Origin of the sequence: Streptomyces silvae, assembly GCF_016745505.1 — a bacterium.
Taxonomy (GTDB): domain Bacteria; phylum Actinomycetota; class Actinomycetes; order Streptomycetales; family Streptomycetaceae; genus Streptomyces; species Streptomyces silvae.
Window position 1 is genome coordinate 21,137 of record NZ_JAERUC010000193.1, and the last position, 19,244, is coordinate 40,380.

A 19,244-nucleotide genomic window follows, 5' to 3' on the forward strand; every position below is an offset into this window, starting at 1 on the left:
TTCCCGGCGCAATCAGGTACTCAGGAATAGTGAACAAGGACGCGGCCGACCCCTTCGTGCATGTCCGGGGTGCCAGTGAGAACAACCTGCGGAACATCGATGTCGACGTTCCGCGGGACGCGATGGTCGCCTTCACCGGCGTCTCTGGTTCCGGCAAGTCCTCGCTCGCGTTCGGCACGCTCTACGCTGAGGCGCAGCGGCGATACTTCGAGTCCGTAGCACCGTACGCCCGAAGGCTGTTGCAACAGGTCGGTGCACCGCACGTGCAGGAAATAACCGGACTGCCACCGGCGGTGGCCCTGCAGCAGCGACGTGGCTCGCCCAGTTCGCGCTCGACGGTCGGCACCATCACCACGCTGTCCAATCTGCTGCGCATGCTGTACTCCCGCGCCGGCACGTATCCGCCCCGGGCCGCACGGCTGGAAGCCGAGTCGTTCTCACCCAACACCGCGGCCGGCGCCTGCCCGAAATGCCACGGACTGGGCGTAGTCCACGATGTCGCCGAGGACCTGCTCGTCCCGGACCCCTCGCTGAGCATTCGCGAGGGGGCGATCGCCGCCTGGCCGGGCGCCTGGCAGGGCGCCAACCTGCGCAGCGTCGTCAGTGGCCTGGGGATCGACATCGACCGGCCGTGGCGCAGGCTCAGGAAGAAGGACCGGGACTGGTTGTTGTACACGGACGAGCAGCCCTCTGTGTACATCGAGCCGGAGGAGGACCGCGTCGACTACGGCTACCAGGGCAAGTTCTGGAGCGCCCGCAAGCACGTCATGCACGTCCTTGCCGACTCCAAGAGCGAGAGGATGCGCGAACGGGCGCTCCGGTTCGTCAGGAGCGTGCCCTGCCCGGAGTGTCACGGCAGCGGACTGCGGTCCGAGGCGCTCGCCGTGACCTTCGCCGGACGTTCCATAGCCGAAATCAACGCGATGCCGCTCACCGAGGTTGCGGCGCTGGTGCGGCCCGTCGCGCGGCGGTCCGACGCCGACGCCACCACGTCGACGGCCCGATCCGGGGAGACGACCGAGGTCGCGGTCCGGATCTGCCGCGATCTGGTCGCGCGGGTCGACGTACTGCTCGACCTGGGCCTCGGATATCTCAGCCTCGGGCGCCGCTCGACGACCCTGTCGCCCGGCGAGGCGCAGCGCCTGCGGATCGCCACGCAACTGCGCTCGGGGCTGTTCGGCGTCGTCTACGTCCTCGACGAACCCTCCGCGGGCCTGCACCCGGCTGACGCGGAACCGCTGCTGGACGTGCTGGACCGCCTCAAGGCGGCGGGCAACTCGCTGTTCGTCGTGGAGCACGACATGGACGTCGTACGGCGGGCGGACTGGGTGGTCGACATCGGTCCCGGCGCGGGTGAGGGTGGCGGGTGCGTGCTGTACAGCGGTCCGGTCGCCGGTCTGGAGCGGGTGGAAAAGTCGGCGACGAGCCAGTACCTGTTCGGGCGCGCCAAGCCGCTCGAACACCGGCCGCGCACACCGCACGGCTGGCTGCACCTGAGCGGCGTCTCCCGCCACAATCTGCACGACGTGTCCGTGGACGTACCGCTCTGCGTACTGACGGCGGTGACGGGTGTGTCCGGTTCCGGAAAATCGACGCTGGTCACGCAGGTGCTCGCCGAGGTCGTGCGCGGCCACCTCGGGCTCGTGCCCGAGGAGCCCGACGAGGCGCAGCTGGAGGTCGACGTCCAGGACGCGTCGGGGGTCGAGTCGTTCGACCGGCTGGTCCGGGTCGACCAACGGCCCATCGGCCGAACTCCCCGGTCCAACCTGGCCACGTACACGGGGATGTTCGACGCGGTGCGCAAGCTGTACGCGGCGACGGACGAGGCCAGGGCGCGCGGCTACTCGGCCGGGCGGTTCTCCTTCAACGTGCCCGAAGGGCGGTGCGAGACCTGCCAGGGCGAAGGATTCGTCGCGGTGGAACTGCTGTTCCTGCCTGGTACCTACGCACCGTGCCCGACCTGCCAGGGCGCCCGGTACAACGCCGAAACGCTGGAAGTCACCTACCGTGGCAAGAACATCGCCGAAGTGCTGGGGCTGTCCGTCGACGCCGCTGCCCAGTTCCTGTCCGCCGTCCCGGCCGCTGCCCGCAGTCTGGAGACGTTGCGCGAGATAGGACTGGGGTACCTGCGGCTGGGGCAGCCCGCGACGGAGCTAAGCGGCGGTGAGGCGCAACGCATCAAACTGGCCACCGAACTGCAGCGAGCCCGCCGCGGCCACGCGCTCTACCTGCTCGACGAGCCGACGGCGGGGCTGCACCCCTCGGACATCGCACTGCTGCTGCGACAGCTGCACCGGCTCGTCGACGCGGGCAACACGGTCGTCCTCGTCGAGCATGACCTGGACACGATCGTCACCGCCGACTGGGTCATCGACCTAGGGCCGGGCGGCGGTGACGCCGGCGGGCGGGTGATCTCGGCGGGCCCGCCGGCCAAGGTGGCCAGGGCCCGCCGCAGTGCCACCGCGCCCTATCTCGCGGCCCGGCTCGCGGGCTCCTGACGACGGTGCGAGGGGGCTGAGCACCGGTCGAAGAGAGCAGGCCCCGTACGGGGAGAACGATGAAGATCTGGCCGCGCCGCCCGCACCGGCCGGATGGGGCCAGCGTGTCATCGCATCGCCGACGCCACCCCGGGGGCATTCTGTGGGCACTTGCGGTGGACGGACAACGAGAAGGATCCAGTCATGCAAGCGTCGTCGCAGGGCGTTACGGTAGTGGCTCTCCTCGCGGACCCGGACGCACCGACCGATATTGCGAAACGCCTGGCACGGGCCCTTCCTGATCGGCTCGCCGACAAGTCAGGCCAGGGGCGACGGTTCGATGTCGAAGTGGTCAGCCAGCCCTTCACCGCGGGGGCCGAGGACGCGTCCACCTTGATGCGCCGGATCGTGGACCGCGGAAGTGCGGAGAACTGGGACATCATCGTGGCTCTTACCGACCTTCCGCTGCACTCACACAGGCGAAGGCTCGTTGTGGATCTGAGTCACGAACACGGGGCGGCGTTGCTGTCCCTTCCGTCACTGGGGGGCTGGCGGCTGCAGGGAAAGGCCCGGCGGGCCGTGGAAGAAGCCGTGCTCAGCTTGACAGGTCCGCGGGCCACCGGCGCTGAGCGGGCTCCGCGAAGCCAGCCACCGCTGGGACCCTTCGCCGGTCGTCTCGCACCCATCCGTCCGGGCCCAGTCGATGAGGAGGAGTTCGCCGATCTGCGGTACGTCGCCAACGGGCCGCGCGGCTACCTCAAAGTGCTCGTCGGTATGGTCCGCGCCAACCGGCCGTGGCGGCTGGTGCCGGGCCTTTCGAAAGCTCTGGCGGCCGCACTCGCCACGGGAGCCATCGCCACTCTGGACTCCACCGTCTGGAGCCTGGCTACGTCCCTGAGCACGCCGCGCCTCATCGTCGCCACGGTCGGTTCTGTCGGGCTCATGATCGGCTGGTTGATCATTGACGCGAACCTGTGGCATCGAACAGCGGAGGGTTCGCCGGAGGCGAGGCAGAGGGCGGCTCTCTACAACACCTCGACCGTAGTGACCGTGAGTATCGGTGTCCTCGTCTGCTACGTGGGTCTGATGGCCATCAACTTCGTGTGGGCGCTGTTCATCCTCAACGACCAAGTGTTCGCTTCCATGACACGAAACCCGTTGAACGCGACGGGCTACTGGACGCTGTCATGGTTCGTGGCTTCGACCGCCACAGTGGGCGGCGCGCTGGGATCAGGCTTGGAGAGCGACGAGGCGATCCGGGCAGCGGCCTACTCAAAGCGCGAACAGGAACGTCGCCACATGCTCCAGGGCGAGCACGATGGCTAGCTGTATGCAGATGCACAGGAGCCGGTGGCGATGGAGTGCGGCCCCTCCCGCTCGTCTCCTTGGCGGCCTGCGGCCGTCACTCTGTTGTCGGGCCGGGCGGGAAGCTCTCTCGCACGACGGCCGAACCAATGTCCGGCCGACGCGAGCCGGCATGACCCTCCGGCTGGGCTCACACCCGTGACATGGCTGCGGGCCTTCAGGGAAGTCCTCCGATCCGGGCTCAGAATCGAGGAGACGCGGCTGGAGCCCCTGCTCGCGCTGCGTACGGCCGTCGGTGTGGCACTCGTCATCGGGCCGGCGCTATGGCTCGGCTCCCCTGCGTACGCCGCATCCGCCGCCCTCGGCGCATTCTCTGCGGGTGGGGCCACCTTCCAGCGCACGTGGCGCCCACGCAAGGTGATCGCGCTCGGCGCCGGCGCTGGGCTGGCACTCAGTACCCTGGTGGGCTACCTGGCGGCGGGGCAACTCGTGACATTCATTCCGCTGCTGGCCCTGTGGACCTTTGTCGCAGGGCTGGCGTGGGCCGTCGGATCGACCGCTGGGATCGTCGCAGCGACGACGGTCGGCAGCATGCTGGTGACCATCACCCTGCCCACGAGCGTCGGACGAGCCCTGGAGCACGCCGGGATCATCGCGCTCGGCGGAGTGGTGCAGGCCGTGCTGATCTGGCTGTTCCCGATCCGCCGATGGGGGGCGCATCGTGACGCGCTCGCCGACGCTCTGGCCGCCGTGGCGGACTACGCCCGCCAGCTCCGGCACGACCCGACCGCCCGGTTCGACCCCGAGCCCTTGATGACAGCCCGGGACGCGGCGGCCGTCACGCGATCCCAGGCTCGCACTCGTCCCACCGCCCTCCACGGCCCGCGAGGACTCGCCGAGCGAATTCTGCCGGCCATCGCCGCGCTCGCCGACCCGGGCGTCGGCGCACCGGCTGAGGGACCCGGGAGGGACCGCGCGCGGGAACTGCTCGACGCGGCCGCCGACGTGTTGGATGCGGCCGCCCGGTCGATCCGGCGCGGCACCCCCGTCGAGGTACCGCACAGGACTGTGGACCTCCTGCGTGAAGACGAGGAGCACGAGGTGCTCGAGGGCCCCGCGCGGCAGGCCGCCGAGAGGCTCACGGGACTGCTCGGTGAGGCGCTGGAAATCGCTGAGTGCGGCAACGCGCGCAGAAGGACGCCCGCGCAGCACGGCACCGCGGGCGTTGAGTTCCTGGAGCGCCCGACCATGTTCCGGCTGCTCCTGGTCGGCGTGCGGGCGGTCCGTCGTGAGCTCCGACACGACTCGCCCATCTTCCGGCATGCCGTTCGGCTGGCGGCGGTGGCCACGCTCGGCTATATCATCGCCGCCCGGCTACCCCTGGGTCACGGCTACTGGGCGCCCATCGCCTCGGTGATGGTGATGCGTCCGGACTTCCACCGGACGTACGCGCGTGCGGTCGCCCGTCTCGCCGGGACCCTGGTGGGGGTCGCACTCGCCACCGGAGTGGTGGGGGCCTTGGGCCCGGACGCTCATGTCTTCGGTGCGCTGGCGGTGGTCTCGGCGGGCCTGTCGTACACCCTGAACCGTACCGGCTACGCCTACTCCCAGTGTTTCACCGCCGCGTACGTCGTCTTCCTGCTAGGCATGGGCGGCCAAGCATGGGAACAGACAGTCCCGGAGCGGATGGTACTCACCCTGTTGGGCGGAGCCCTGGCAATGCTGGCCTATGTGGTGTTCCCTGCATGGGAGACGCCCCGGCTGCCGGAACGGCTTGCGGACTGGCTCGCCGCCAACGGCCGCTACGCGGCCGCAGTGCTCCGCAATTACGCCGAACCGACCAGGGAACGCCGTGCCGACATGCGCAGTGCCCAACTGGCGAGCAGAAAAGCGCGTGCCGCCTGGCAGGAGGCATACGACCGGGCAAAGCAGGAGCCGGTCCGCCCCAGGGGCCTGACTTCGCGTGAGGCGGAGGAGGCACAGGAGGCACTCAAAGGGTTCGACAGGGCGGCAACGCTCATGGAGAACCGCGTCCCGCAGGACGACAACCCTTTCGCTCCCGAGGTGGAGGGGCTCGCCAAGGCCCTGGAAGCGGACACGGCGCAGGCGGCAGCCGACATGCGCGAACACAGAGACCCGGACTGGGGACGCGTGGAGAATGCTCTCAAGGCGTGGGAGGGCGCCGGTGGCCGGAGCCCAGCGCTACGGCGCGAGGCGGACTTGCAGAAGCGCGCCCTGGAGGACCTTGCGACAGCCGTAAGCCGCACCCCCCTGGAGCGCGATGTCGGCTCCGTGCGCGAGGAGCAGCGGGTGCGGGAAGCCATGGAGGCTGAAGGCGATGGTTCAGGACCCGCGCGCCGGGGTGGGTGACCGCCACGCAGCGTCACTGCGGAGGGGCGGTTCTGGGCCTCGCCCCCGGTGATCCGCTGCAGCGTGTGAGGGTTCGGGACGCCTGCCGGCAGAGTTCCCCGTGTCCGAGTCCGAGTCCGAGGACGCGGAGAGGCTGCCGGGTACCGGTGCAGCGAACGCTGCACCGCTACCCGACCAAGCCGGATCGAGCAGGATGCAGCCGGATGGAAACGGGGAACTATGTCCGGTGTTTCTGCATCGCCGCAGGTGAGAGGCGTCACGCTTATGGGTTCGAGTCCACCCGCCCCACCGAGCGTCCCCGGGCAGAATCGTTCTGACCTGGGGAAACGCGTTTTCCGGGGGCGTTTCGCGTGCAGTGTTCGCCGCACTTAGGTGCAGCGAACGTGAGGCTTCGGTCTTTCCAAGCAGGTATCGCACGGCTGTGACCTGGTCTTTTGTTGCCCTCGTGTTCGTGGGAGCGTTAAGGGCGGTCCCACGGCCGTTTAGGGAGACGCCGCACCCATCCAACCCTGCCGCATCGGCGTGACATCGCCTTCTCTGCACCTGGTCTTCCTCGTGAGCGAATGGGCCGCCGTCATGGATGTTGGTGGCGTATCGTGGTCATGTACATCATGGACTTTTCGTGAGGGGTGGCTGGTATGTCTGTGACCCAGGTTGATCTCGATGACGAGGCGTTGGCCGAGGCGATGCGACTCATGGGTGCCTCGACGAAGAAGGAGACGGTCAACGGGGCTCTGCGGGACTACGTGGCGCGTATCAAGCGGCTGGAGGCTGCCGAGAAACTGGCCGCGCGGGGTGAGCGGGGCGAGTTCGAGGCCGCGGCTGCGGCGCATGCGGCTGCCAAGCGCGCTCGGCGAGCAGTTTTCGAGTGATCACTTACCTCCTCGACGCGTCCGCCCTGTGGCACCTCTTCCGTACGCCAGGGGCGTTGCGTCCCTGGGAAGGGCACATCGCCGCCGGTGTGTTCCACATCTGTGAGCCGACAAGGGCGGAGTTCCTCTACTCGGCCACAAGCCCCGCTCATCGGGATGAATTGGCCGAAGATATGGACGACCTCTGCCATCTTTCGCCGGTTCCCAAGAACGCGTGGCGCTGGGTCGACACCGCGCAGTACAAACTCACCCAGCGCGGGCAACACCGCGCCGCCGGAGCCATCGATCTCCTGGTATGTGCGACAGCGGTCCATCACGGTCACACGGTGCTCCACCTGGACAACGACTTCGCCACGGTGGCGGCGGTCCTCAAGGTAGTGCAGCAACGAGACGTACGCGCCTGACCGCTGTCCATCGGTGATCGTCGCTGGGGCTCCGGCCAACGGGGTTGCGGTGAAGCCCGGCACGGTCGCCTGCTTGCGCATTTAGTGCCCGGGGCGGGGACGCGCAGGGACTACCGTTCCCCGGCGGACTGCCCGCGGCGGGTGGCCTGCAGACTGCCGAGCAGAGTGAGCGCCTGGGCGTCGGCGCTTCCCGGTTCGGCGTGGTAGATCACCAGCAGTTGGCCCGGTGCTCCGCGGACATCGAAGGACTGGTACGTGAGCGAGAGGGGCCCGACGTCGGGATGGTCGAGTTCCTTGGCGTCCTGAGTCTTTCCGTAGACGGTGTGTGATGCCCAGAGTGCGGCGAAGTCCTCGCTCGCCCCGGTCAGGGAGTCGATCAGCTCGTACAGACGCGGGTAGTGGGGGCCGAGGCCCGTGGCGTGACGCAGCCCGGCCACAACCGCCTCGGCCGATCTGTCCCAGCGCGTGAAGAATCCCCGTGCCGCTGGGTCGAGGAACGTCATACGGGCGAGGTTGTCCACGGCTTCGAACGGGGAGAACAGCGCTTCGGCCAGGGCGTTGGCCGCCAGAAAGTCCTTCGCCGGGTTCAGGACGAACGCAGGGGCGTTCGTGTAACCGTCGAGGAGTTGCTTCAGCGGCGCACCGACCGCTTCCCTCGGCAGGTCCCGGTTGTCGTCCCGTACCGCGCCCGCCAGCCGGTACAGGTGCTCGCGCGCGGCGTCGTCCATGCGCAGGGCGCCGCTGATCGCGTTGAGGATCTGCGAGGAAGGGCTGCGCTCGCGGCCCTGTTCCAGCCGGGCGTAGTAGTCGCTGTTCATTCCGGCCAGGACGGCGACCTCCTCCCGTCGCAGCCCCGCCACCCGGCGCGCGCCGTAGGAGGCGAGGCCGACGTCACCGGGTCGCAGACGGGCACGGTGGGCGCGCAGAAATTCTCCGAGATCGTTGCTGGTCACCCGTCCAGGCTATGCCGCCCTCTGGTGGTGTGCCTGGGTGCGCCGTACCCCGGCACAGCCTGTCCTGGCTCCCGCTTCCGCAGTGGCACAGCTTTGCCTCGAAGACACCTGCGAATGAAAGGGGAGCGTGATGAGCCAGCAGTCGGAAGCGTCGGCCGGTGAGCGGGCGGACGTGGTCGGTATGTGGGTGACCGCGGACGGACGCATCCGCCAGGAACTGCGCGTCGACGGTCGCTATGACGAGGCCCGCGGTGACCGCTCCAGCGCCTACACCGGCCGCTACACGGTGACCGGAAACCACCTCGACTACGTCGACGACACCGGCTTCACCGCTACCGGCGACATCCGCGACGGCGTGCTCTTCCACGAGCACCTCGTCCTGCACAAGGAGGACCAGGCGTGAAACACACAGCCAAGACCTTTCTGATCACCGGCGTCAGAGGCGGCCTCGGCCGCGCCTTCGCCTTCGCCGCCTTGGAGGCCGGCCACACCGTCGTCGGCACCGTCCGCAACAGCACCGACGCGGCGGCCTTCACCGCTCTTCACCCGGAACGTGCTCACGCCCGCATCCTCGACGTGACCGACGACGAAGCCGTGCTCGCCGTGACGGGTGGCCATCGGCCCCCTTGACGTGCTGATCGCGAACGCCGGCTACGGCCTGGAAGGGACCTTCGAGGAAACCTCCCTGGCCGACCTGCGCGCCCAGTTCGACGTCAATGTCTTCGGCGCCGCGGCCACCATCAAGGCCGTCCTGCCCTTCATGCGCCAACGGCGCCGCGGGCACATCCTGGCCGTCACCTCCATGGGCGGCCTAGTCGGCTTCCCTGGCGTCTCCGCCTACTGCGGCAGCAAATTCGCACTCGAAGGCATCCTCGAAGCCATCGGCAAGGAAGTCGCCGCCTTCGGTATCCACGTCACCGCCATCGAGCCGGGCTCCTTCCGTACCGCCTGGGCCGGACGCTCGATGATCCGGACACCGCGCACCATCCCTGATTACGACGACCTCTTCGAACCCATCCGCGCCGCCCGTCAGAAGGCCGACGGACGACAGCTCGGCAACCCGGTCCGCGCCGCCAGCGCGCTCCTGCGCGTCCTCGACGCACTCGATCCGCCCGCTCACTTGGTCCTCGGCTCCGACGCCCTGCGCCTGGTCCGCGCTGGACGTGAAGCTGTCGACCACGACCTCGACACCTGGAAAGAGCTCACTCTCTCCACGGACTTCCCGCAGACCGACGAGACGGGATAACAGAGCTCCATACCGCTACGGAAAGCGACTGCCTGCCGTGGGCAGTGAGAGGTCGAGAGGGGAGAAGCCGTCGCCCCCGGGGGGCGACCCGGTGATAAGCGAACGACGGGAGACCCCCCGCTCCTCGGGCGCAGCGATGCGAGCAGCGGGGGGAGGGGGGGAGGAGGAGGTGGTGCAGCGAACGCTGCACCGCATCCGCTGGAGCCGGATCGAGCGGGATCGAGGAGGAAGCAACCGGATCGAAAGTGGGGCATAAGTCGGGCGCTTTGGTAAAGCTGCAGGTGAGACGCGTCTCCCTTTTGGGTTCGAGTCCCACCCGCCCCACCGAGCATCCCCAGGCAGAATCGATCTGACCTGGGGAAACGCGTTTTTCGGGGTGTTTTCTGTGCGGTGGACGCAGCACGATGGTGCAGCGAATGCGTGCTGGGGGCAGGCCTGCGGAGCCATTGCGCTGCTGTGACCTGGGCTTTGCCGGTGCTGTCGCGGCACGTTCTCCGGCAGTCGCTGGAGTCCGAACCGCACGGGCTCTCGGGGTCAGTATGTGGCTGAGGGCGTCAGGTGCTGGGACGAGCTGGTTCGGATCGGACCGGTTGTCGCCGTCTCGCTTCCTCGTCCGGCAAGCCGGCGGGCCGACCGTCCCGGGCGTGCAGTCCGGCATCCGTTAGCGCGCCGCACCCTCATCGAGCTGAACGCCTCGGCGCGATGACCTCGCGGGGCGCGTCTCAGGCAGCGGCGCGGGGCGCCCTCGCCTCAAGGGTCCTCACCCACAAGCAGGAGACGCTCGTCCTCGCCGGCGAAGACCAGGAAGGCGCACGCGAGCCGCCGCCAGGTCCGGGCCCCGAGGCGGCGCAAGCGTCTCCCGGTCGGTCAGAACGCCTGTATGTACACCCGGGTCCTGTCGGCCTTCAGTGCCAGGACGTGGATCTCGATCCACTGGACCTCGCTCCGGCGGCTGTCCCCGACGCAGGGCGGGCAGACCCCCGCCCAGCGGACGCCCTTCTCGCTCTGGGGCTCGGCAAGGCCGAGGTGTTTGAAGAGTTCGGTGGGGGCCGGGAGGTCCTGGCTTCTTGTGCGCAGGGGCTTCTCGGGACGCAGGTCCTCAGCTACCCCCACCGCGGTCCGCTCGTCGGTCACGAAAGAGAGCAGGTAGATGTCCTCCTGCGGATTGATCTGCACGGCGCCCTTCACCTCCGTCGCGCTCTCGGGCACCGCAACCTTCATGAACGCCGATGCCTCCGGAGCGCCCATCTCCTTTCCCCAGTGCGAGGCGCGCCCGTCCGTCGTGCGGTGATCATCCCCGCCGGCACTCGAACAGGAGGTGAGCAGCAGGGCGGCCCCGAGGGCCGCGAGCAGTCGTGACCGCAGGGCAGATCGGTCGTTCACCGGTTCTCCTCGTCGCCGCGCGAGACGTCCCCGCGGGACCCTTCGCGCCCAGGGTCCGCCGGAGTCACCCCGGGGGCTGAGCCACTGTTCAGATCCTGGGTGTAGGTGCTGCTGCTACCGCGCATGTCGAATTCCTGGGCGAAGCCCACCTTGTGGAGTCGCCCCATGTCGTCATCGGGAATGGTGACACCACCGGGGAACGTCGTCGATTTTCCGGAGTCCCAGTTGTACCGGTCCCACACGTTGACCTGGTAGTCGAGCGAGACCTGTGGTTTGCCTCCGTCGCCCGGACTGACGGTGACCATGCCCGACACGTTCTGCTGGTGCGACCCGACCGCGTGGAACCATTCGTCCTCCCCGAAGGTCCGCCCGATCGCCTGGCTCTCCACGGGAACGACGACCGTCCTGTCGCCGCCGGCCTTCTCGAACTCATCCAGGGCCTTCTGACGCCATGCTTCCTGGTTCTCGGCGATGTGAAGCGTGCCGAGGTCGGTCCGGAACCCGGAATCGTCGTGCAGGATGCGGTCGACGTCGAGCTCGAGCGGCTCGCCGGTGCCGCTGAGGTAGTGCTGCATGTTGCGGGATGCCGCGACCTCTCCTGTGACATCGCCGCCTGCGGCGATCGCTTGAGCCTGCGTCAGGACCCAGAGGTCGTGCGCGGTGGGATCCTCCGTGTCGAATGCTCCCGAGCCCGCGTCGGCCGGCCTCCACTCGTACAGCGGGGCCATGATCCCTGCTTCTCGAAGGTCGTCGCCGCGCTCTCGCAGCAGGATGCCGCGGGTCACCGGATCGAGATCACGCCACCACTCCGCCACGGCGGCCGTCCCCTTCGGCATGTTGGCGGCCTTGCCGGCCTCCTCCAGGGAGGGATAAGGACTCTGCACAGGGCTTCTGTTGAAGCCGTTCATGGTCCCGTCCATGATGTCGGAGTCGACCACGGCGGCTGCGAGGGCGAGCCTGATGCCGTCGTCGGCGTCAGTGACCGCCTGGACCGCATGGTCGAGGAGATCGGCCCACCGGGTCACCTGCGCACGCACGCTTTCCTGGTAGCCGGGGTCATGCACGTACGCACTGCGTGCACTCTGACTGAGCTGTTCGGTATCGAACGAGACGACGCCTTGGTCGGAGACACGCATGCCGTCCTTGATCGCGTCGGCGCGCACGGTGTTCACCCTGCCACGGAGGGCGGTGAGCTGGGTGTGTGAATCCCGCAGGATGGACGCAATCGCCTTGGCCTCCTTCTGAGCCCCCTGCAGCTCCTTGAGCGTCACGGCGAACCTGTAGTTCGCGGCATCGGCGCTCTGGCCGACCCACGACGGTGCGAGTGAGACGCCATGGACATCCCGTTCGTACTGCGCTTCGATCGTCTTGAACTTGCCTGCCATCTCACCCCACTTGTCGGCGGCGTCGGTGAGTTTGGACAGGTCGCTGCTCATCACTTCGTGATAGGTCGGCACACATCCCCCGGGGCGGTCGGTCGGCTGGTCAGTAGTCGTCGATCGGGGACGGCGGACCCAGTTGAGAGCCGATGCCTATGTCGTCGTTCCGGAAGTCGATGCCCGTCTTGCTCAGGGCGTGCTTCTCCGCCGCCAGTCGACCCACCAGCGCCTTGACCTGCTGCTCCCACGTCCGGTGCGCCTTCTTCAACGCACCCGACGTGTCCCAGCCGTACCCGTCCCTGGCGCCGAGCTCCTTGACCACCGCTTTCACGCTCTCGGCGGCGTGCTTGCCGTCCCTCTCGACATCGGGTTCCAGATCATCGTTGATGGCCTTCGCCGCCGCCTGCTTCTTTTCCGGGCTTGAGGCGAGATCCGGGACGCCACCACCCCCTGCCGCCGGGGCGAGCTGGTTCAGCCGCATCGAGTCCGTGCGCTGGGCTGCCACGTCGTTCTTGATCTGCTTCCACTCGTCCCAGGCCATGGCCCCCCCCGTAAGCGTGATCCTTCCCGATAAACACACGGAGTGTTATGGCTCAGGTGACAGCTGGTGCTTGGCCAAAAGCTCGCTGCCGAGTGTCTGACGACAGGTAGGCCCCCGCATTCGCGGGGGCCTTTTTCCTTGCTTCAGGGTCATCTGCTTGCCCGATGCCCGCCCGAAGTGCCGTGGGTGTCGCAGGAGTGGGCCGGGGGATGTGCCCCGCACGGGTGCTCGACGTTCGCTCAGCCGTGGACGGGTGGAGCCGGTGCCAAGCGGTAGGCGTCGCCCTCGCGGCGTACGTGCCCGGCGGTCGGGGGCGGGAAGTGGCTGCCGAGGAGGAGCGTGGACGTGCCCGCGACTGAGTCCAGCATCTGACGCCGCGTCCTGGCGGCGAGTTCGGGTGCGATGTCCACGCAGCTGCACAGTCCGGGGTGTGACAGCTGGACCGGGTGGTGGATGCTGTCGCCGGTGACCAGCGCGTGCTCGCCTCCGCTGCTCAGCCGCACCGCCATCTGTCCGGGGGTGTGGCCGGGAGTGGGTATCAGGCGCAGGCCCGGTGCGATGTCCGTCCCCTCGTCGGCGACGTCGACGAGGTCGAGCAGGCCGGCGTCCCGGACGGGGTGGACCGAGTCCCGGAACATCTGCTGCCGGGCTTCGTCCATCTCGGCTCCGGCCCAGTGGTCCCATTCCGTGCGGGTGGTGAGGTAGCGCGCGTTGGGGAAGGTCGGTACCCAGTCGTCGCCCTCGGCGCGTGTGTTCCAGCCCACGTGGTCGGTGTGGAGGTGGGTCAGGATGACGAGGTCCACGGCCTCCGGAGCGAAGCCCGCCGCCCGCAGTCGTGCCTCGTAGTCGCTGTTCAGATCGTGCCAGGCGGGGTTGGCGCGCCGCTTGCCGTTCCCGATGCCGGTGTCGACGAGGACCCGCATGCCGTTTACCTCGACGGCGAAGCTGTGGCTCGCCAGGCGGAGCGAGCCCTGTCCGTCGGCGAAGTCGGGGTGGAGCCAGGGCGTGCCGGTGACGAGGCCTGCCGTCGCTCCGGGCAGCAGCCACCGGCCGGTTCCGGAGGGGAGGGCGATCTCGTCGACGCGGCGCACGGTGTGGTCGCCCACGGTCCATGCGGGCGTCCGGAGGGCGGCGGGGGTCCTGGTCGGCGTCCGGGGCATGGCGGTCTTCCTTACCTGTCGCGGCTAAAAGCAATTGGTTTGCTTTAAGTGACCGTAGGGCCTACGTTCTCCTAAAGCAAACGATTCGCGTTTACGTGGTCGTGAGTCGGGGGCGCTTCCCCCGCCCGACACATCGCGCAGAACCGGAAGGACGCGCATGACCAGCGAACTCACTCCCCAGGAGGCAGCCCGAGGGGCGCTGCGGGCGGGACTCCCTCTCGGCGGTGACCGCCATGGGCCGGTGGCCGCGACGGCCAACCACATCCACTCCGTCATCTCCACGCTGAGGGAACTCGACTTCGGCGACACCCCGCCCGCGGCCTCCTTCCGGGCCGGGGAGGAGGGCACCGATGCAGCCGTTTGAGCTGTCGCTCACCGAGGCCTCCAGGGCGGTGCGCGCACGGGAGTTGTCCCCGGTCGAACTCACCGAATCCGTACTCGGTCGCATCGGCGCGGTCGACGGACGGCTCGGTGCCTATGTCACCGTCGTCGCGGACCACGCCCGGGCGGTGTCCGCCCGGGCCGAGCGGGAGATCTCGACGAGCGGACCGCGTGGGCCGCTGCACGGGATCCCCATGGCCCTCAAGGACCTGATCGACGTCAAGGGGATTCCCACCACGGCGAGTTCGGACGTCCGGGCCGGTCATGTCGCGGAGCGCGACAGTCATGTGGCGGAACGGCTCGGCGCGGCCGGGGCGGTCCTCCTGGGCAAGACGCACACGCACGAGTTCGCGTACGGCCTGACCACGCCGCAGACCAGCAACGCCTGGGACCACAGCCGGGTGGCCGGAGGGTCCAGCGGCGGATCGGCGGTGGCCGTCGCCGCTGGTGCGGCGACGTTCGCCCTGGGCACGGACACGGGCGGCTCCATCCGGGTCCCTGCGGCGCTGAACGGGGTGGTGGGTCTCAAGCCGACCTACGGCCTGGTCTCCCGCTCAGGCGTCACCCCGCTCTCCTGGTCGCTCGACCACGTCGGCCCCCTCACCCGCACCGTCCAGGACGCGGCTCTGGTGCTGGCGGCGACGGCCGGTCACGACCCGCGCGACCCCGCGAGCGTGTCCGGCCCGCCGGTCGGCCACTCCGGAGGAGGTGACCTGAGGGGGCTCAGGGTCGGGGTGCCCGGCACCTACTACTTCGACCGGGTGTCGCCCGCGGTCGAGGAGGCGGTACGCCGGGCGATCGGGCGGTTGTCGGAGCTCGGGGCGGAGCTCGTCGAGGTCGAGATCCCGATGGCGCGCTACATCCAGGCCGTGCAATGGGGACTCATGGTTCCCGAGGCATCCGCCTATCACGAGCGTTCGCTGCGGGCCGCCCCCGGTCTGTACGCGCCGGACGTCCGCATCCTGCTGGAGGCCGGTGAGCTGACCTCGGCGGGCGACTACCTGCGCGCCCAGCGCGCCCGGACGATGATGCGCGACGCCTGGGCCCGGATGTTCGACGGGATCGACGTCCTGGCCGCCCCGGCCGTGCCGATGACGGCCGCCGAAGCAGGCCAGGACACCGTGGAGTGGGCCGACGGCACGATCGAAGCGGTGTCCGACAGCTACGTACGGCTTTCCGCGCCGGCCGACATCACCGGCGTACCGGCTCTCACCCTTCCGGTCGGCCACGACCGGGCCGGCCTGCCGATCGGCATGCAGCTGATGGCGAGGGCCTTCCGGGACGCGACGGTCCTGCGGGTGGGACGGGCCTACGAGGAGGCGGCGGCCGACAGGGGGCGGCTCGCCCCGGTCGTCGTCTGAGCCCCGGCCTTACCCCGGCCCCACGGTTGCCCGGAGTGTCAGGGGCACCACCCTTCGGGCCAGCTGGAAGGGCAGCCGGAAGGGCCAGCTAGAAGCAACGGATTCGCATTAAGGTGGAGAGCATGAGCCCCAAGCCCATGACCCGCCCCGGTGGGCGCAGCGCGCGTGTGCAGGAGGCCGTCCACGCCGCGGTCCGTGAACTCGTCGGTGAGGTGGGCCGCGACGCGGTGACCGTCCCCATGGTCGCGGCGCGGGCCGGCGTGACGCCGTCCACGATCTACCGCCGCTGGGGCGACCTGCAGGAACTCCTGTCCGACGTCGCCGTGGAACGGCTGCGCCCCGAGACCGATCCGGCCGACCTCGGCAGCCTGCGGGCCGACCTCGACGCGTGGGCGGAGCAGTTCCTCGACGAGATGGCCTCTCCGTCCGGGCGCGCCTACATCAGGGACGCGCTCCTCGGGGACCCGGACGGCAGCAACGCCGGCCGCTGCTCCGCCTACGCCGCTGAGCAGATCGACGCCGTGCTGAACCGCGCGGTGGGGCGGGGCGAGCCGGTGCCCGACACGGAACGGGTGATCGACCGCGTGGTGGCGCCGATCATGTACCGCATTCTGTTCCGCCCCGGCGGGCAGGGCGCCGACTACGCGCGCGAACTCGTCGCCAACGCTCTGCACCGTTCCTGACGGACGCCCGCGACTACCGTCCCCCGGAGGACAACGGCACCGGTGTGAACATCGGGGGTTCCTCGTCCACGGTCAGGGCGGTCGGCCCGTACAGCCAGTCCACGAACGCGTAGTCGTACGTGTCGCGGGCGCGCAGCAGTGCGTTGCGCTGTTCGCGGGCGACGCCGTCGAGGTGCCACAGCTCGCCCCACGCGCGGGAGGTGGTGAGCACCCGGCGGCAGTGCTCGGGGCGGACCGCCTCGTAGGCGAAGAGGGCCGCGTCCCAGTCGACGGAGCCGTCGGCGGCGCGGTTGCGGGCGACGTGCTCGCCGAGCACCCAGCCGTCCTCGATCGCCATGATCGCGCCCTGCGCGATGTACTGGAGCGGGGGGTGCGCCGAGTCGCCGAGGAGTGCGATCCGGCCGTGGACCCAGTTCATGATCGGGTCGCGGTCGAACATCCGCCACCACTTCTCCCGCCACATGAAGGGCAGGCCCTCCTGGACGAAGTCGCAGGTCCCGGCGAAGGCGTGGTCCAGCTCGTCCGGGGTGCCCCAGTCCTCCTCGCCGGCGACGGCCCTGGGGGACTCGAAGACGGCGACCTGGTTGAGGAGTTCGCCGCCCCGCAGGCCGTAGTGGACGAAGTGGCACTTCGGGCCGACGTGCACCACGACCTCGCTGAGGTCGAGGCCCTGGACCCGCGGCTGCCCGGCGGGCACGGTGCCGCGGTAGGCGACGTACGCCGAGGAGACGGGTTCGTCGTCGACGAGCAGCTTGCGCGCGGCCGAGTGCAGGCCGTCGGCCGCGAGGACCAGGCCCGCCTCGTGGACCTCACCGGAGGCGAGGGTGACGCCGGCGCCGCGTCCGGTGTTCTCGTACGACACGACCCGCGCGTCGTTGATCAGCTCGACGCCCGCGCGCTCGCAGGCGCGGAGCAGCAGCCCGTGCAGGTCGCTGCGGCCGCTGGTCGCCACCCTGAACGCCGCGGCCCACGCGCTGGAGAAGGACCTGGCCGAGCAGCAGTGACCACGCCCGGCGGCGGCGCGGACTCCCGGGGCCCGCGCCGCCGTTGCCCGGCCGGCTCAGTCGCCGATCGCGCAGGCGTCCCCGTTGAGCAGGAAGCGCGGCGGTGAGGAGCGGTCGCCGGTGTGGTCGGCGAGATAGCCGAGGGTGACGCTCGCGCCGGGAGCGATCGTGGCGTTGTGCCCGGCGTCGGCGGCCTTGACCATGTTGCCGCTCTGGTTCAGGTCCGTGTTCCAGTCGGAGACGACGGTCTGCCCGAGGGCCAGGGGGAATTCGAGCGTCCAGCCGTTCACGGGGGTGCTGCCCGTGTTGGTGACGGTGAGGTCGACCGTCGCGCCCGTACCCCAGGCAGTCACGGTGCGGTCCACCCGGCAGGTCGGTTCCTCCTGCGCGAACGACACCCGGTGCAGTCCGCCGGGCAGGTCGTTGACCACGTAGAACTCCCCGTCCACGGTCGCCCCGATCGACGTCACCTGGGTGGGCATCTCCCCGATCTCCGCCTGCTCGTAGCCGCCTTGGCCGTCCGGGCGCAGCGCCCAGACCGTGGACGAGCAGTAGTCCGTCGCGATGTACGTGCCGCCGGCCAGGTCCGCGTGCTCCTCACCCCGGTAGACCTGGCCGCCGATCACCGAACAGCCGCCCGTGTACGGCGAGTACGTGAACACGGGCTCGGTGTACGTCTCGCCGGCCTTGCAGTCGCCGCCCTCGAACTTCTCCAGGCCCTCGTAGCAGGACCAGCCGAGGTTCAGCCCTCCCCGGCCGGGGGCGAGATGGTCGATCTCCTCCCACCGGCCCTGGCCGACGTCGCCGATCCACATCGAGCCGTCGGCGCGGTCGAAGGAGAACCGCCACGGGTTGCGCAGGCCGTACAGCCAGATCTCCTCGCGGGCGCCCGGGGTGTCCACGAAGGGGTTGCCGGCGGGCACGCAGTAGGCGAGCTCGCCGCAGGTGCGGCTCACGTCGATGCGCATGACCTTGCCCAGCAGGGTGTCCAGGCGCTGTGCGGAGCGGAGCGGGTCGGCGGATCCGCCGCCGTCGCCGATGCTCCAGTAGAGATCGCCGTCCGGGCCGAACGCGAGCTGGCCGCCGTTGTGGTTGCTGTTCTCGGCGTGCTCCTGCGAGAGCAGGACCTCCAGGCGGGACTCGTCGAGCCGGTAGCGGGCGAGGGTGACCGCGCCGTCGGGCAGCGCCGTGTACGCGAGGTACAGGTCCTGGCTGTCGGCGAAGTCGGGCGGGAGGGCGATGCCGAGCAGACCGCGCTCGTTGCCCGACTCGTCCACGGCCGCCTTGATGTCCACGAGCGGGTCCGCCGCCAGGCCGGTGTCCGGGTGGTAGGCACGGACGGTCCCGGACTTCTCGGTGATGAACAGCCGGTCCGTGCCGTCGTCGGGGGCGGCGATCGCGGTGGGCCGTTTCAGCCCGGAGGCGACCTGGGTGGTGGTCGCACTGAGGGACGGCAGAGGTACGGAAGCGGCGCCCGCCGCCGTGTCCGTCCGGGGCGGCGCGGCGTCCGCCGCGGTCGCGGGGAACGAGGCGGGGGCGGTCAGCAGGAGGGCCAGCAGGAGAGGCCCGGCCCAGCGACGTCTTTGCATATCGGCTCCAGGAAAGAGGACGCTTGCACGGCGGTGGTGCCTGTACGCGGTGGGGGGTTCCATGGAGAAGGAGCGGGGCCGCTGCGGTGCACAGCGGCGTGGGAGCGCTCCCGCCGCTCAAGGCTGCTCGTCGCGG

16 protein-coding genes and 1 pseudogene are annotated in these 19,244 nt (G+C 69.6%); 10 read left to right on the forward strand and 7 right to left on the reverse strand.

Features of this window, described 5'->3' with window-relative positions:
• The first annotated feature begins 29 nt into the window (after nt 1–29).
• The 5 genes from uvrA (at nt 30) to JKV81_RS31360 (ending at nt 7,428) form a co-directional block, all read left to right on the forward strand.
• A complete protein-coding gene (gene uvrA, locus JKV81_RS31340) occupies nt 30–2,498 on the forward strand; it encodes an excinuclease ABC subunit UvrA (protein WP_202078990.1) in 2,469 nt (822 codons plus the stop codon).
• Between the two features lie 183 nt (nt 2,499–2,681).
• The gene (locus JKV81_RS31345) at nt 2,682–3,803 is read left to right on the forward strand and encodes a hypothetical protein (RefSeq protein ID WP_202078991.1); all 1,122 of its coding nucleotides are present in this window, start codon (nt 2,682–2,684) and stop codon (nt 3,801–3,803) included.
• Between the two features lie 177 nt (nt 3,804–3,980).
• A complete protein-coding gene (locus tag JKV81_RS31350) occupies nt 3,981–6,152 on the forward strand; it encodes an FUSC family protein (protein WP_202078992.1) in 2,172 nt (723 codons plus the stop codon).
• 638 nt (nt 6,153–6,790) lie between these two features.
• Entirely contained in the window at nt 6,791–7,024 is a 234-nt protein-coding gene (locus JKV81_RS31355) for a type II toxin-antitoxin system VapB family antitoxin (RefSeq protein ID WP_129262747.1), read from the forward strand.
• The gene (locus JKV81_RS31360; protein WP_202078993.1) at nt 7,021–7,428 is read left to right on the forward strand and encodes a PIN domain nuclease; all 408 of its coding nucleotides are present in this window, start codon (nt 7,021–7,023) and stop codon (nt 7,426–7,428) included. The genes JKV81_RS31355 and JKV81_RS31360 overlap by 4 nt, the downstream gene beginning before the upstream one ends.
• A 110-nt stretch (nt 7,429–7,538) precedes the next feature.
• Here JKV81_RS31360 and JKV81_RS31365 read toward each other — a convergent pair whose 3' ends face one another.
• A complete protein-coding gene (locus JKV81_RS31365) occupies nt 7,539–8,381 on the reverse strand; it encodes a helix-turn-helix transcriptional regulator (RefSeq protein ID WP_202078994.1) in 843 nt (280 codons plus the stop codon).
• Nucleotides 8,382–8,511: 130 nt separating this feature from the next.
• On the opposite strand from JKV81_RS31365, the gene JKV81_RS31370 reads away from it, so the two are divergent.
• Nucleotides 8,512–8,784, forward strand: a complete 273-nt coding sequence (locus tag JKV81_RS31370) for an Atu4866 domain-containing protein (RefSeq protein ID WP_129262741.1) — start codon at nt 8,512–8,514, stop codon at nt 8,782–8,784.
• A pseudogene (locus JKV81_RS31375) lies at nt 8,781–9,627 on the forward strand (oxidoreductase). The gene JKV81_RS31370 and the pseudogene JKV81_RS31375 overlap by 4 nt, the downstream one beginning before the upstream one ends.
• 867 nt (nt 9,628–10,494) lie before the next feature.
• On the opposite strand, the gene JKV81_RS31380 reads toward JKV81_RS31375, so the two are convergent.
• The 4 genes from JKV81_RS31380 to JKV81_RS31395 form a co-directional block, all read right to left on the reverse strand.
• Nucleotides 10,495–11,010 carry a hypothetical protein gene (locus JKV81_RS31380; protein WP_129262736.1) on the reverse strand — a complete coding sequence of 172 codons (516 nt, stop codon included), beginning with the start codon at nt 11,008–11,010 and terminating at the stop codon, nt 10,495–10,497.
• Complete coding sequence (locus tag JKV81_RS31385; protein WP_236058262.1) at nt 11,007–12,446, reverse strand: hypothetical protein; 1,440 nt, start codon at nt 12,444–12,446, stop codon at nt 11,007–11,009. The genes JKV81_RS31380 and JKV81_RS31385 overlap by 4 nt, the downstream gene beginning before the upstream one ends.
• A gap of 49 nt (nt 12,447–12,495) precedes the next feature.
• Nucleotides 12,496–12,930, reverse strand: a complete 435-nt coding sequence (locus JKV81_RS31390; RefSeq protein WP_202078997.1) for a hypothetical protein — start codon at nt 12,928–12,930, stop codon at nt 12,496–12,498.
• A 239-nt stretch (nt 12,931–13,169) separates the two neighbouring features.
• On the reverse strand, nt 13,170–14,090 hold the full coding sequence (locus JKV81_RS31395) for an MBL fold metallo-hydrolase (RefSeq protein WP_129262730.1): 921 nt from the start codon (nt 14,088–14,090) through the stop codon (nt 13,170–13,172).
• Nucleotides 14,091–14,247: 157 nt separating this feature from the next.
• On the opposite strand from JKV81_RS31395, the gene JKV81_RS31400 reads away from it, so the two are divergent.
• From JKV81_RS31400 to JKV81_RS31410, 3 genes are all read left to right on the forward strand, one after another.
• Nucleotides 14,248–14,454 carry a hypothetical protein gene (locus tag JKV81_RS31400; RefSeq protein WP_129262728.1) on the forward strand — a complete coding sequence of 69 codons (207 nt, stop codon included), beginning with the start codon at nt 14,248–14,250 and terminating at the stop codon, nt 14,452–14,454.
• Nucleotides 14,441–15,832, forward strand: coding sequence for an amidase (locus JKV81_RS31405; protein ID WP_202078999.1), 1,392 nt, complete (start codon nt 14,441–14,443; stop codon nt 15,830–15,832). Before JKV81_RS31400 ends, JKV81_RS31405 begins: the two co-directional genes overlap by 14 nt.
• 122 nt (nt 15,833–15,954) lie before the next feature.
• Nucleotides 15,955–16,515, forward strand: coding sequence for a TetR/AcrR family transcriptional regulator (locus JKV81_RS31410; RefSeq protein WP_129262724.1), 561 nt, complete (start codon nt 15,955–15,957; stop codon nt 16,513–16,515).
• Nucleotides 16,516–16,528: 13 nt separating this feature from the next.
• Here the strand turns inward: JKV81_RS31410 and JKV81_RS31415 are convergent, their stop codons facing one another.
• Both JKV81_RS31415 and JKV81_RS31420 read right to left on the reverse strand, forming a co-directional pair.
• Entirely contained in the window at nt 16,529–17,467 is a 939-nt protein-coding gene (locus JKV81_RS31415; RefSeq protein WP_347237638.1) for an FAD-dependent monooxygenase, read from the reverse strand.
• Nucleotides 17,468–17,575: 108 nt separating this feature from the next.
• Nucleotides 17,576–19,108 carry a PQQ-dependent sugar dehydrogenase gene (locus JKV81_RS31420; protein WP_202079000.1) on the reverse strand — a complete coding sequence of 511 codons (1,533 nt, stop codon included), beginning with the start codon at nt 19,106–19,108 and terminating at the stop codon, nt 17,576–17,578.
• Nucleotides 19,109–19,244: the final 136 nt, after the last annotated feature.

Coding starts and splice junctions, on each gene's coding strand:
- JKV81_RS31345 (WP_202078991.1), top strand. CDS start 2,682: ATGCAAGCGTCGTCGCAGGGCGTTACGGTAGTGGCTCTCCTCGCGGAC.
- JKV81_RS31355 (WP_129262747.1), top strand. CDS start 6,791: ATGTCTGTGACCCAGGTTGATCTCGATGACGAGGCGTTGGCCGAGGCG.
- JKV81_RS31370 (WP_129262741.1), top strand. CDS start 8,512: ATGAGCCAGCAGTCGGAAGCGTCGGCCGGTGAGCGGGCGGACGTGGTC.
- JKV81_RS31385 (WP_236058262.1), bottom strand. CDS start 12,446: ATGAGCAGCGACCTGTCCAAACTCACCGACGCCGCCGACAAGTGGGGT.
- JKV81_RS31390 (WP_202078997.1), bottom strand. CDS start 12,930: ATGGCCTGGGACGAGTGGAAGCAGATCAAGAACGACGTGGCAGCCCAG.
- JKV81_RS31395 (WP_129262730.1), bottom strand. CDS start 14,090: ATGCCCCGGACGCCGACCAGGACCCCCGCCGCCCTCCGGACGCCCGCA.
- JKV81_RS31400 (WP_129262728.1), top strand. CDS start 14,248: ATGACCAGCGAACTCACTCCCCAGGAGGCAGCCCGAGGGGCGCTGCGG.
- JKV81_RS31405 (WP_202078999.1), top strand. CDS start 14,441: ATGCAGCCGTTTGAGCTGTCGCTCACCGAGGCCTCCAGGGCGGTGCGC.
- JKV81_RS31410 (WP_129262724.1), top strand. CDS start 15,955: ATGAGCCCCAAGCCCATGACCCGCCCCGGTGGGCGCAGCGCGCGTGTG.
- JKV81_RS31420 (WP_202079000.1), bottom strand. CDS start 19,108: ATGCAAAGACGTCGCTGGGCCGGGCCTCTCCTGCTGGCCCTCCTGCTG.